We start from the raw sequence: 12,594 nt of genomic DNA on the forward strand, positions 1-12,594 counted from the left end.
GCCTCCTTACGCCTGCAGGTCGGCCCATTCGGGATGGCGGCGGAACTGCGCCGCCACATAGCTGCACGCCGGCACGATCTTCCAGCCGCGTTCGCGGGCATCGGCCACCAGCGCGTCGACCAGCCGGGCGGCCACGCCGCGCCCGCCGATGGCGCCGGGCACCAGGGTGTGATCGGCCACAACCACGCCGGGTGCCGCTTCGCGCCAGGTCAGCACGCCTTGCGCGGCTTCGCCTTCCACCACGGCGTGATAGACGCCATGGCTGCCCTGGTCCTCATGGGTGATCGAAACGGTCTCGCTCAAGCTGGTTCTCCCGATACCCCCCTTGCCGCAGGTCCCTGGCAAAGGGGTGGCTTGACCGCACAACGCCTTCGCGGGCAGGGCGGTTTCATGCATTTCTTCTCCGACAACGCCGCATCCGTCCACCCCCGCGTCTGGGCCGCGCTGCAAGCGGCCGATGCGCCGGATTTCGCCTATGATGCCGATGCGCTGAGCCGGTCGCTGGACGAGGCGTTTTCCACGCTGTTCGGCACGCCCTGCGTGGGGCTGTGGGTGGCCACGGGCACGGCGGCCAATTGCCTGGCGTTGAGCGCGATGGTGCCGCCGCACGGCGCCGTTGTCTGCCACCGCGACGCGCATATCGAGATGGACGAAGGCGGCGCGCCGGGATTCTTCACCCACGGCGCCAAGCTGATCCTGGCCCAGGGCCAAGGTGCGCTGCTCACGCCCGAAAGCATCGCTGCCGTGATCGATCCGATTCGCCCCGGCGTGCACCAGGTGCAGCCCCATGCCATTTCGATCACCCAGGCCAGCGAATATGGCCGCGTCTATCGCCCGCACGAGGTGGCCGCGATCGGATCGCTGGCGCGCACGCGCGGCCTTGGCCTGCACATGGATGGCGCGCGCTTTGCCAATGCCGTGGCGTTCCTCGATTGCGATCCGGCCGCGCTCACCGCGCAGGCCGGGGTCGACGCCCTGAGCTTTGGCTTCGTCAAGAACGGCGGGCTGGGGGCAGAGGCAATCGTGCTGTTCGACGAGGAACTGGCCGACACGATCCGTTTCCGCCGCAAGCGCGCCGGCCACCTGCAGTCCAAGGGCCGCTATCTGGCCGCGCAGATCCTGGCCATGCTGGAGCATGACTTGTGGCTGGCCAATGCCCGCGCCGCCAATGCCGCGGCGCAGGAACTGGCCGCCTCGTGCACCGGGCGCCTGCTCCACGCGGTGGAGGCGAACGAGCTGTTCGTCACCTTGTCGGACGTGGAAAAGACCGCGCTGCGCGGCGCCGGTTTCGATTTCTATGATTGGCCCGCGCCGGCCGGCACGCCGGGCGCGGCGCGGCTGGTCACGGCGTGGAACACCGATCCGGCCCATGTCGCCGCGCTGGCCCGCGCGATTCGCAACCTGTGAGCGGGGCAAGCGCCAGCGCGGATGAAACGCTGTGGCGGCCGCGCGTGGTCGTCCCGTTCCTGGCCGTGGCGCTGATCTGGGGCTCCACCTGGCTGGTGATCAAGGGGCAGGCCGGCGCAGTCCCGCCAAGCTGGTCGGTCTGCTATCGCTTTGCCGTGGCGGCGCTGGGCACCTTCGTGCTGGCCCTGCTGCGCCGCGATCGGCTGATGCTGGATCGCCAGGGCTGGCAACTGGCGGCGGGCATCGGCGTGTTTCACTTCACGCTCAACTATCAGTTTCTCTACCCGGCCGAGCAGCACATCACCTCTGGCCTGGTTGCCGTGCTCTATGCCCTGCTGATGGTGCCCAATGCGATGTTGGCGCACCTGTTCCTGGGACAACGGGTGGCGCGCGGCTTCTGGGCGGGATCGGCCGTGGCGCTTGCCGGGATTGCCCTGCTCGTCGTTCACGAAGTGCGCGTCGCGCCGGCCACCACAGCGCCTTGGCTGGGCATCGGGCTGGTCACGGTTTCGATCCTGGCGGCCTCGGTCGCCAATGTCATGCAGGCCTCGGGCGCGGCGCGGTCGCGGCCGATCCTGCCAATCCTGGCCTGGGCGATGACGATCGGCGCGCTGATCGATGGGCTGGTCGCGCTGACGCTGGCTGGGCCGCCGGTGATCGACTGGGGCTGGCCTTATGTTTCCGGCGTGCTCTATCTCAGCGTGGTGGGATCGGTGATAACGTTCCCGCTCTATTTCCAGCTGTTGAAAGACATGGGCGCGGGTCGCGCGGCCTATAACGGCGTGCTCGTGCCGGTGGTGGCGATGGCGCTGTCCACCGTGTTCGAGAATTATCGCTGGTCGCTGCTGGCGGTGGCCGGCTCGGCGCTGGCGATGGTGGGCTTGGTCATGGCGCTCAAGGCGCGCAATCCTTCGCGGTAGGTGGGATAGATCGGCCGCCAGTCCAGCAGGCGCCGCGCCTTGCCGGCGCAAACGCGGCGGCTTTCGGCATAGAAGCCGCGCGCCATCGGCGAAAGCTCGGCTTCGTCGGCGGTGAGCAGCGGCGGCAGGGGCAGGCCGGTGAGGCGTGCGGCTTCCTCCACCACGGCGTTCTGGCTGGCGGGCTCCTCGTCGGCCAGGTTGTAGACGCCGGGCGGGCCGGCAAAGGCGGCCAGCGTCGCACCGGCGATGTCGTCCACATGGATGCGGCTGAACACCTGCTCGCGCGCGATGATGCGGTGCGCGGTGCCATCGCGCAGCTTGTCGATCACGCTGCGCCCCGGGCCATAGATGCCGGGCAGGCGCAGCACCCGCACGCGCGCATCCAATGCCTGCCACGCCAGGTCTGCCGCCACGCGGGCAGAACGGCGCCCGCCGCCGATCGGCGCGGTCTCGTCCACCCAGGCGCCGCGCGCATCGCCATAGACCCCGGTGGAAGACCAATAGCCGATCCACTGCCCCGGCCAGGCGTTGAGCGCCGGGCCATAGGCCTGCAGTACTGGATCGCCGCCTTCGCGTGCGGGCGGGACGGAGGACAGCACATGGCTCGCCCGCGCCAGCGCGGCGTGCACGGCGGCGGCATCGGCAAAGTCGATCGTGCCGGCGCGGCCGGTGCCCGTCACCTGCCAGCCCCGCGCGCGCAAGGCATGGGCCAGCACTTGGGCGGCATAGCCCATGCCGAAGATGAACAGGTGGCCCGGTTCGCTTTGTTCGTCGGTCATGCGTTGCGCAGGGCCTCCAGCACCCCAACCCCCTCCTTGCGAAGAGGAGGGGCTTTAAAACCGGCAATTATCCCCTGTTTCGGATTTGCTCAATTGCCCCAAGGCCTGCGGCTTCCTAAGTCTAGGGCATGAAGGATTCAGCCAGCCAGCCGCCCATCGTGATCCAGCGCGCCGATTATCGCCCGCCCGCCTGGCTGGTTCCCGATATCGCCCTGGATTTCCTGCTCGATCTTTCGGCCACGGCGGTTACCGCCACCCTGGATGTGGAGCGCAACGCGGCCGGGGAAGGCGGGCCGCTGCGCCTGAATGGCGACGGGCTGGTGGCGCAAAGCGTGGCCGTCGATGGCGAACCGCACAACGCCTGGGCCATAGACGGCGACGACCTGGTGATCGAACTGCCGGGCGAGGCGCACCAGGTGACGATCGAAACCACCATCGACCCCACCGCCAATACCCAGCTTTCCGGGCTCTATGCCTCGGGCGGGCTGCTCTGCACCCAGTGCGAGGCGGAAGGCTTTCGCCGCATCACCTTCTTCCCCGACCGTCCCGACGTGCTCAGCCGCTACACCGTCACGCTCACGGCCGACAAGGCGGCGTTCCCGGTGCTGCTCTCCAACGGCAACCCGATGGACAGCGGCGAGGAAGACGACGGCACCCACTGGGCGATCTGGCACGATCCCTGGCCCAAGCCTTCCTATCTCTTTGCCCTGGTGGCGGGCGATCTCGTCGCCACGCGCGATAGCTTCACCACGGTTTCGGGCCGCAAGGTCGACCTGGCGATCTGGGTGCGCGCAGGCGATGAAACCCGCACGGCCCATGCCATGCGCGCGCTGATCGCCTCGATGGCGTGGGATGAGCAGGTCTATGGCCGGGAATACGATCTCGACTTGTTCAACATCGTTGCGGTGTCGGATTTCAACGCCGGGGCGATGGAGAACAAGGGGCTGAACATCTTCAACACCCGCTATATCCTGGCCGATCCGGAAACCGCCACCGATGGCGATTACGATGGCGTGGAAGGCGTGGTGGCCCACGAATATTTCCACAACTGGTCGGGCAACCGCGTCACCTGCCGCGACTGGTTCCAGCTTTCCCTGAAGGAAGGCTTCACCGTGCTGCGCGACCAGCAGTTTTCGGCCGACCAGGGCTCGGCCCCGGTCAAGCGGATCGAGGACGTGCGCATCTTGCGCAGCGCCCAGTTCCCCGAGGATTCCGGGCCGCTCGCCCATCCGATCCGCCCCGATTCCTATCAGGAAATCAGCAATTTCTACACCGCGACCGTCTATAACAAGGGCGCCGAGGTGATCCGCATGATGACCGTGCTGGCTGGTCCCGAACGCTTCCGCGCGGGCACGGACCTCTATTTCGAACGCCACGATGGCGAGGCGGCGACCTGCGAGGATTTCGTCAAGGCGATCGAGGACGGTGCCGGGCTGGACCTCCAGCAGTTCCGCCGCTGGTACGAGCAGGCTGGCACCCCGCAGGTGGACGTGGCGATGACGCACGATACCGCCAGCGGCACCGTGACCCTGGCCTTGCAGCAGACTGTGCCGCCCACGCCCGGCCAGCCGGTCAAGCAGCCGATGGTGATCCCGTTGCGCACCGCGCTGTTCGATGCGGCGAGCGGCACGCATGGCGGCGAGCACCTGATCGTGCTGAGCGAGGCAGCGCAGCAGTTCACGTTCGAGGGTTTCGCCAGCGCGCCGGTGCTGTCGATCAATCGCGGCTTTTCCGCGCCGGTGGCGATCAACGCGCCGCAAAGCGTGGCAGACCTGGTGTTCCTTGCCGCGCACGACGATGATGCCTTTGCCCGCTATGAAGCGATGCAGCAACTGGTGGTGCAGCATCTGGTGGCGGCCGTCGAAGGCCGGCTGGACGATGCTGCACGCGAGGCGGGCCGCACTGCCATCGGCGGGGCGCTGGGCGCGATCCTGGCCGATCCCGCGCTGGACGATCTGATGCGCGGCGAACTCGTCATGCTGCCCGGCGAGGCGTACCTTGCCGAACAGATCACGCCCGTCGATCCTGCGCGCGTCCATGCCGAGCGCGAGGCACTCAAGGCCTGGCTGGGCCGCGAACTGGGCGATGCCTGGCGCGCCTTGCACGATCGCTGCAGCGCGGTGCCCTATGGCCTCGATGCCGCGCCGCGCGGCGCGCGCAAGCTCAAGACCCAGGCGCTGGTCTACCTGGCGGCAGCCGATCCCGCGCAGGCGGCCAAGCGGGCCAAGGCGCAGTATGACGCGGCCGACAACATGACCGATCGCCAGGGCGCGCTGATGGTGCTGTGCGGGCTCGACGTGCCCGAACGCGATGCAGCGCTGGCCGACTTCCACGATCGTTTTGCCGATAACCGGCTGGTGATCGACAAGTGGTTTTCGCTCCAGGCCGGCTCGCTCCATCCCAAGGCGCTCGATCATGTGCGCGCGCTAGCCGGGCACCGCGATTTCACGCTGACCAATCCCAATCGCGTGCGCGCGCTCTACATGGCCTTTGCCGCCAACCCGCAAGCGTTCCACGCCGGCGATGGCGCGGGCTATCGCCTGATCGCCGACCTGATCCTGGCGCTCGATCCGATCAACGGCAATGTCGCGGCGCGGTTCGTGGCGCCGCTCGGCCGCTGGCGGCGGATCGAGCCGGCCCGCGCCGCGCTCATGCGGGCAGAGCTGGAGCGCATTGCCGCCGCGCCCAAGCTGTCGCGCGACGTGCGCGAGCAAGTGGGCAAGAGCCTGGAAGCATGAGCGTGGAAGTCGAAGTGCTCACCCATCCGGCCCTGGCCGGCGCCGCGCACGGCTTCCTTGGCCGGCGTGGCGGGGTGTCCACGGGCATCCACGCCGGGCTCAACGTGGGCTGGGGCAGCGAGGACGATCCCGTCGCCACGGCAGAAAACCGCCGCCGCGCCGCCCACGCGGTGCTGCCCGGCGCAACCCTGGTCTGCGCCTATCAGGTTCATTCGCCCGACGTGGTGGTGGTGGACAGTGCCTGGAACGAGGCGGACCGCCCGCGCGCCGATGCCCTGGTCACGCGCCAGGCCGGCCTCTTGCTCGGTATCCTCACCGCCGATTGCGCGCCGGTGCTGTTTCACGATCCCCACGCCGGGGTGATCGGCGCGGCCCACGCCGGCTGGCGCGGCGCAATCGATGGCGTGACCGACCGGACAGTGGAAGCGATGGAAGCCTTGGGCGCTGATCGCGCCGCGATTGCGGCGATTGTCGGCCCGTGCATTGCCCAGAAAAGCTATGAAGTGGATGCCGCGTTCGAGGCTCGCTTCGTGGCCCAGGCGGCAGAGAACGAACGCTTCTTTCGCGCCGGCAAGGCCGGCCACGCCTGGTTCGATCTGCCCGGCTATGTCGCGCACCGCCTCCATGCCTTCGGGGTGGGCGTGGTCGGCATGCTGGACGAAGATACGTACGCCCAGCCCGACCGGTTCTATTCGTTCCGCCGCGCCACCCATGCGGGCGAGCCGGGCTATGGCCGGGAAATCTCGCTGATCGGGCTGGCGGGGGACTGATCCCTCGCCAGCCGCGGCATCATTCCGCGCCGCGCGGGGTGTCGTCGTCGATGCCCGCTTCGCCCAGGCCGCCTTCCTCGTCGTCGTCGTTGCGCTCGCCGCGGTAGGCGCCCATGTCGATCCGGCCCGAAGAGACCATCTGCTTCATGTGATCGACTAGGTCGGGGGTGGAGCCGGCCTCGTCTCCCTGGCCGGAAACGCGCTCGCTGTCTTCGGCAGAACCCAGCACGGCCGTGGCGCGGCCCAGCGCTTCATCGGCCAGGGTCTGCGCCTGGCTGGGCGCGTCGTCCTGTTCCTGGTTGTGCGCTTCGGGGGGAAGGTCGGGCAGGTCCTTGCTCATGGCGTATCTCCTTATGGAGAAGATACGCCTGCACGGCTCCCCTGTTCCTTACCGCGTGGGAACTGGGGCCTCGCCGCTGTAATCGTAGAACCCGCGTCCGGTCTTGCGGCCGAGCCAGCCGGCCTCGACATACTTCACCAGCAGCGGGGCGGGGCGATACTTGCTGTCACCGGTGCTGGCGTGAAGCACGCGGATGATTTCCACGCAGGTATCCAGGCCAATGAAATCGGCCAGTTCCAGCGGCCCCATCGGGTGGTTGAGGCCCAGGCGGCAGGCCTTGTCGATATCCGCGATGCTGGCCGTGCCGCTGCCCAGCACGAAAGCCGCCTCGTTGAGCATCGGCATCAGCACGCGGTTGACGATGAAGCCGGCCTCGTCCTGCGAAAGCACCAGTTCCTTGTTCAGCCGGCCGACCAGCGTGCGCATCGCGTCGAGCGTGGCGGCCGAGGTGGCCAGGCCTGGAATCACTTCCACCAGGTTCATCACCGGCACGGGATTGAAGAAGTGCAACCCGATGAAGCGGGCCGGATCGGGCGAGCCGGCCGCCATGCGGGTGATCGGGATCGAGCTGGTGTTGCTCGCCAGGATCGCGTGGGGGGCCAGCACCTGGCCCGCGGCGGCAAAGATCGCCTGCTTGATGTCTTCGCGCTCGGTTGCCGCTTCCACGATCAGGTCGGCCGCCGCCATCGGCGCATAATCGCCGATCGGGGTGATGCGGGCGACGATGGCATCGGCGTCGCTGGCCGCGATCTTGTCCTTGGCCACCAGGCGGGCAAGCGCCTTGGCGATCTTGTCGCGGCCCTTTTCCGCCGCGGCCAGATTCATGTCGGCCAGCAGCACGGCCAGCCCGGCCTGCGCCATGACCTGCGCGATGCCCGCGCCCATCTGCCCGGCCCCGATCACGGCAACGGTCTGCATGCCCGCAAATTCCTTCTTCAGTTGGTCTAGCGGCTGGCGCCCGGCACCCACAGGGGATCGCGCCCGGCATTGAGCGCGCGGGCCAGCACGAAGAGATAGTCCGACAGCCGGTTGAGATAGGCAAGGGCCGAGGGATTGACCGGCTCTTGCGCGGCCAGGGCCACGGCGGCGCGTTCGGCGCGGCGGGCAATGGCGCGCGCCAGATGCACGCGCGCGGCCGCTTCGCTGCCGCCGGGCAGGATGAAGCTGGTGAGCGGCGGCAGTGCGGCGTTGCGCGCGTCGATCGCGTGTTCGAGCCAGTCCACCTGGCCCGGCACCACGCGCAGCGTCATTTCGCCAGGTTCGAAATCGCTGCCGGGGGTGGCGAGGTCCGCGCCCAGGTCGAACAGGTCGTTCTGGATGCGGGTCAATTCCGCGCCCGCGTCGGCCGGCACGACCAGCGCGGCCAGGCCGATCGCGCTGTTCACTTCGTCCACTTCGCCGATCGCGGCCATGCGCGCATCGTGCTTGGCGCGGCGCGAGCCATCGACCAGCCCGGTCGTGCCATCGTCACCCGTGCGGGTGTAGATCTTGTTCAGCTTGACCATGAAATAGAACGGACCCGTTCAGTTCTTGCCGGCAACCATCAGCAGCACGACCACGACCACGATAGCCAGGCCCTGGAACTTGATGCGGTTGAACATCATGCGGTTCTGCAAGAGCTGCATGTCGCGGATGCCTTCGTCCCCGCGCTCCAGTCCTTCGCGCGTGGTGCGCAGGAAGGCGACGACACCGCGCAGCAGCGACCACACGGTCAGCGCCATCAGCACGATCAGCAAGGGCACGAGCACATAGGTCATGGTGCAAGGTCTATGGTGTCTGCCAGGCAAATGCCAGTGTCAAAAAGACTGCTATCAAAACGACCGGCACGCAGCGCTGCGGCCAGCGCCGGGCCATCTTCGCCGTTCTGCCGCCGCTCCGCCAAGCCCGCCGCGCCGCGCCGCTTGGCCAGCTTGCGCCCGTCGGGGCCCACGAGCACGGCATGATGGTGCCAGCGCGGCACCGGCAGCCCGAGCAGCGCCTGGAGCAGGCGATGCACATGGCTGGCACGGAACAGATCGATCCCGCGCGTGACCACGCTGACGCCATCGGCGGCATCGTCCACCGTGGCGGCAAGGTGATACGACGCCGGCGCATCCTTGCGCCACAGCACCACGTCTCCGAACAGCTCGGGCCGCGCTTGCTGCACCCCACGTCGTTCGTCGGTCCATTCCAGCGGCCCGGCGAGCGCCATGGCGCGGGCCATGTCCAGCCGCCAGGCGACATCGGGGCCGGGTTCGATGGGGTGAAGGCGGCAGGTGCCGGGATAGAGCGGGCCGTCTGGCCCTTGCGCGGTGGCATTGGCGGCAATTTCGGCGCGGGTGCAGCGGCAGGGATAGAGCAGGCCCGCCGTGCGCAAGGCATCGGCGGCGGCGCGATAGCGTTCCACCCGCTGCGATTGCGGGGTCACTTCCTTCCACGACAGGCCCAGCCAGGCGAGATCGGCGCGGAATTCCTCGGCCAGTTCCGGGCGGCTGCGCGCGCCGTCGATATCCTCGATCCGCAGCAGGAATGTGCCGGTTGCCGCCCGTGCGCGATCGTGCGCCACGATCGCCGCCCAGGCGTGGCCCAGGTGCAGCGGTCCGTTGGGGCTGGGGGCAAAGCGCGTCACGATCATGAGGATGGTGCCTAAAAGGTTTCCTCTCAGGAACAAGTGTATCTGGAAAGACACAATTGCCAAAAACGCAAAACGGCGGCCCCGCCGGACCGCCGCTTGGCGTTTCGTGCCGCGCGGCGATGCGGTGACATCGCGCTGCGTGGCGGTATTTCAAGTATTCCATGCATTTCGAGGCCGCTTGAGAGGACCGACCTGAAATGTTTCAGTGCTGCCGCCAGCGCTTAGACAAGCGTGGCAGTGAACATCGCGCCGCTGACACCAGCAGCGAGGATGAGCGGCAGCATAACGGTTGCGAACTTGCGCATGATATGCTCCTGATTTCCTGCGAATTAACAAGGTTTATTGTTGAACCTTGCAGGATCCTCTCAGTCCGTCGCGCCGGCAGGGTAAGGCTCGGAGCCGCGAACTGGGGCTCACATAAGACGAGCCGATTTTGTTACAAGTGCGATCCTGGCGTCTGTAGTTGCAATAAGTGCAATTCATGTGTTGCAAGCGGGGAGTTTGTGGCAATTTGGCAACACTTGCGTGGTATTGCGCCACTTTGGTGCCACACCCGCCGCGCGGCCAGCGAATTTGCGCCAAGTGCTGGACACATCCGCCCGCCTTCCTTATCGGCCAGCCATGACTATCCAGCCCGAAGAATCGGCCCCCGAATCGATGCTCCCAGAGTCAATTCTGATCGTCGATTTTGGCAGCCAGGTGACGCAGCTGATCGCGCGCCGCGTGCGCGAGGCGGGCGTCTATTCCGAAATCGCCCCGTTCACCCAGGCCGAGGCGGCATTCCACCGCATGAAGCCCAAGGGCATCATCCTGTCGGGCTCCCCCGCCAGTGTGCCCGCCGATGGCAGCCCCCGCGCGCCGCAAGTGCTGTTCGACAGCGGGTTGCCGATCCTGGGCATTTGCTATGGCCAGCAGGTGATGAGCGAGCAACTGGGCGGCAAGGTGGAGCCGGGCGATTCGGGCGAATTCGGCCGCGCGTTCCTGACCGTGACCGAGCCTTGCGTGCTGTTCGACGGGCTGTGGAGCACGGGCGAGCGCCACCAAGTGTGGATGAGCCATGGCGACAAGGTGACCCAGTTCGCGCCGGGTTTCCGCATCGTGGCGGTGTCCGACGGCGCGCCGTTCGCCGTGATCGCCAATGACGAGAAGAAGTATTACGGCACCCAGTTCCACCCCGAAGTGGTGCACACGCCCGACGGCGGCAAGCTGATCGCCAATTTCGTGCGTCATGTCTGCGGCTGCACCGGCGATTGGACGATGGCCGAATTCCGCAAGACCAAGATTGCCGAAATCCGCGCGCAAGTGGGCGATGCCCGCGTGATCTGCGGCCTTTCCGGCGGGGTCGATTCGGCGGTGGCCGCCGTGCTGATCCACGAGGCGATCGGTGACCAGCTGACCTGCGTGTTCGTCGACCATGGCCTGATGCGCCTGGGCGAGGCGGAGCAGGTGGTGTCGCTGTTCCGCAACCACTACCACATTCCGCTGGTCCACGTGGACGTGTCCACGCTGTTCCTCAAAGGCCTGGAAGGGGTGACCGACCCCGAGGCCAAGCGCAAGTTCATCGGCAAGACCTTCATCGACGTGTTCGAGGCCGAAGCGCGCAAGGTGGGCGGCGCCGATTTCCTGGCGCAGGGCACGCTTTACCCTGACGTGATCGAGAGCGTCTCGTTCACCGGCGGGCCTTCGGTGACGATCAAGAGCCACCACAACGTGGGTGGCTTGCCCGAGCGCATGAACATGAAGCTCGTCGAGCCCTTGCGCGAACTGTTCAAGGACGAGGTGCGCGCGCTGGGCCGCGAACTGGGCCTGCCCGACATCTTCGTGGGCCGCCACCCGTTCCCCGGACCGGGCCTGGCCATCCGCATCCCCGGCGAAGTGACGCGCGAACGCTGCGACATCCTGCGCAAGGCCGATGCGATCTACTTGGAAGAGATCCGCAACGCCGGGCTCTATGATGCGATCTGGCAGGCCTTTGCCGTGCTGCTGCCGGTGCGCACCGTGGGCGTGATGGGCGATTTCCGCACCTACGATTCGGTCTGCGCGCTGCGCGCCGTGACCTCAACCGACGGGATGACCGCAGACATCTATCCCTTCGACGCCGGCTTCCTCAGCCGCGTGGCGACGCGCATCGTCAACGAAGTGAAGGGCATCAACCGCGTGGTCTATGACTATACGTCAAAGCCGCCGGGCACGATCGAGTGGGAATGACCTGAACCGCGACAAGGGCGCCGCGAACTTTTGGGTTCCGGCGCCCTTTTGGCGTCAGTGCACCAGCATCCACAGCGCCATGGCGACCATGCCGATGTTTTCGGTGAGCGAGACGAAGCCCAGCGGCACGTTGCTCGATCCGCCCACGCAGGCGCATTTCAATTCGCGGCGATCGATGTAGACCGCCTTGAACACCGACACGGCGCCCACCGTGCCGATGAACAGCGCCACCGGCGCTGAAAGCCAAGTCCACACCCCGGCGATCATCAGCAGCCCGGCCAGCGCCTCGGCAAAGGGATAGACCGTGGCGTAAGGCACCCAGCGGCGCGCCAACAGGTCATAGCCCAGGAACATCGTGGCAAAGCGGCCGATGTCCTGCAACTTGAGCAGGGCGAGCACCGCCATGCTCATGCCGATGAACCATTCCGCCGCGCGCAGCGTGAACGGGGTGCCGAACGCCGCCTGGCTGGTGGCCAGCGCCATCAAGGCGGTGATCGCGAACAACACGGCCACGGGGGCATAGCTGGTTGCCTTGGGATCGGGCACGGCCAGGCCGAAATGGCGGCGCAGATCGTCATAGCCGCCGATCCGCTGGCCATCGATAAAGACCTGCGGCGTGGTCTCTACGCCATGCTGCGCCTTGAACGCGTCTGTTTCCGCGCGCGTGCGCAGCCAGTGATCGTCCACCGCAAAGCCCTTGCGACGCAAGAGGTGCCGCGCCTTGAGCCCGAAGGGGCAGACGTGCTTGTCGGTGACCATGCGATAGAGAACGGCGGTGCGGGGCTGGGCGGAAGCGGTCATGGCAGCGGCCTTTGGCT

General features: G+C 67.3%; 13 protein-coding genes. 5 read left to right on the top strand and 8 right to left on the bottom strand.

Annotation, left to right across the window (positions count from 1 at the left end):
• Window positions 1-6: 6 nt before the first annotated feature.
• Window positions 7-303, bottom strand: coding sequence for a GNAT family N-acetyltransferase (locus tag FHW94_RS11295; protein WP_246866071.1), 297 nt, complete (start codon window positions 301-303; stop codon window positions 7-9).
• A gap of 87 nt (window positions 304-390) precedes the next feature.
• Between FHW94_RS11295 and FHW94_RS11300 the strand changes: the two genes are divergently transcribed.
• Together FHW94_RS11300 and FHW94_RS11305 are read left to right on the top strand one after the other, a co-directional pair.
• A complete protein-coding gene (locus FHW94_RS11300; RefSeq protein ID WP_168555910.1) occupies window positions 391-1,407 on the top strand; it encodes a beta-eliminating lyase-related protein in 1,017 nt (338 codons plus the stop codon).
• Window positions 1,404-2,327, top strand: coding sequence for a DMT family transporter (locus tag FHW94_RS11305; RefSeq protein ID WP_168555911.1), 924 nt, complete (start codon window positions 1,404-1,406; stop codon window positions 2,325-2,327). The genes FHW94_RS11300 and FHW94_RS11305 overlap by 4 nt, the downstream gene beginning before the upstream one ends.
• On the opposite strand, the gene FHW94_RS11310 is transcribed toward FHW94_RS11305, so the two are convergent.
• A complete protein-coding gene (locus tag FHW94_RS11310; protein ID WP_168555912.1) occupies window positions 2,237-3,106 on the bottom strand; it encodes an SDR family NAD(P)-dependent oxidoreductase in 870 nt (289 codons plus the stop codon). The genes FHW94_RS11305 and FHW94_RS11310 overlap by 91 nt on opposite strands.
• Window positions 3,107-3,234: 128 nt before the next feature.
• On the opposite strand from FHW94_RS11310, the gene pepN reads away from it, so the two are divergent.
• Both pepN and pgeF read left to right on the top strand, forming a co-directional pair.
• Window positions 3,235-5,844 carry an aminopeptidase N gene (gene pepN, locus FHW94_RS11315; protein WP_168555913.1) on the top strand — a complete coding sequence of 870 codons (2,610 nt, stop codon included), beginning with the start codon at window positions 3,235-3,237 and terminating at the stop codon, window positions 5,842-5,844.
• On the top strand, window positions 5,841-6,614 hold the full coding sequence (pgeF, locus tag FHW94_RS11320) for a peptidoglycan editing factor PgeF (protein WP_168555914.1): 774 nt from the start codon (window positions 5,841-5,843) through the stop codon (window positions 6,612-6,614). The genes pepN and pgeF overlap by 4 nt, the downstream gene beginning before the upstream one ends.
• A 19-nt stretch (window positions 6,615-6,633) precedes the next feature.
• Here the strand turns inward: pgeF and FHW94_RS11325 are convergent, their stop codons facing one another.
• Genes FHW94_RS11325 through gluQRS form a run of 5 tightly spaced genes read right to left on the bottom strand, consistent with a single transcriptional unit; the run spans window position 6,634 to window position 9,568 of the window.
• Window positions 6,634-6,954 carry a hypothetical protein gene (locus FHW94_RS11325; protein ID WP_168555915.1) on the bottom strand — a complete coding sequence of 107 codons (321 nt, stop codon included), beginning with the start codon at window positions 6,952-6,954 and terminating at the stop codon, window positions 6,634-6,636.
• Window positions 6,955-7,002: 48 nt separating this feature from the next.
• On the bottom strand, window positions 7,003-7,872 hold the full coding sequence (locus FHW94_RS11330; protein WP_168555916.1) for a 3-hydroxyacyl-CoA dehydrogenase NAD-binding domain-containing protein: 870 nt from the start codon (window positions 7,870-7,872) through the stop codon (window positions 7,003-7,005).
• A 26-nt stretch (window positions 7,873-7,898) separates the two neighbouring features.
• A complete protein-coding gene (locus tag FHW94_RS11335) occupies window positions 7,899-8,459 on the bottom strand; it encodes a cob(I)yrinic acid a,c-diamide adenosyltransferase (RefSeq protein WP_168555917.1) in 561 nt (186 codons plus the stop codon).
• Between the two features lie 18 nt (window positions 8,460-8,477).
• Window positions 8,478-8,711: an HIG1 domain-containing protein gene (locus tag FHW94_RS11340; protein WP_168555918.1), complete on the bottom strand. Its 234-nt coding sequence runs from the start codon at window positions 8,709-8,711 to the stop codon at window positions 8,478-8,480.
• A complete protein-coding gene (gluQRS, locus tag FHW94_RS11345) occupies window positions 8,708-9,568 on the bottom strand; it encodes a tRNA glutamyl-Q(34) synthetase GluQRS (RefSeq protein WP_168555919.1) in 861 nt (286 codons plus the stop codon). Before gluQRS ends, FHW94_RS11340 begins: the two co-directional genes overlap by 4 nt.
• A 621-nt stretch (window positions 9,569-10,189) precedes the next feature.
• Between gluQRS and guaA the strand changes: the two genes are divergently transcribed.
• A complete protein-coding gene (gene guaA, locus FHW94_RS11350; protein WP_282599580.1) occupies window positions 10,190-11,776 on the top strand; it encodes a glutamine-hydrolyzing GMP synthase in 1,587 nt (528 codons plus the stop codon).
• A 54-nt stretch (window positions 11,777-11,830) separates the two neighbouring features.
• On the opposite strand, the gene FHW94_RS11355 is transcribed toward guaA, so the two are convergent.
• Window positions 11,831-12,577 carry a glutaredoxin gene (locus FHW94_RS11355; RefSeq protein WP_168555921.1) on the bottom strand — a complete coding sequence of 249 codons (747 nt, stop codon included), beginning with the start codon at window positions 12,575-12,577 and terminating at the stop codon, window positions 11,831-11,833.
• Window positions 12,578-12,594 lie beyond the last annotated feature (17 nt).

Origin of the sequence: Novosphingobium sp. SG720, from assembly GCF_012275365.1 — a bacterium.
In the GTDB taxonomy this organism is placed as follows: Bacteria; Pseudomonadota; Alphaproteobacteria; order Sphingomonadales; family Sphingomonadaceae; genus Novosphingobium; species Novosphingobium rhizosphaerae.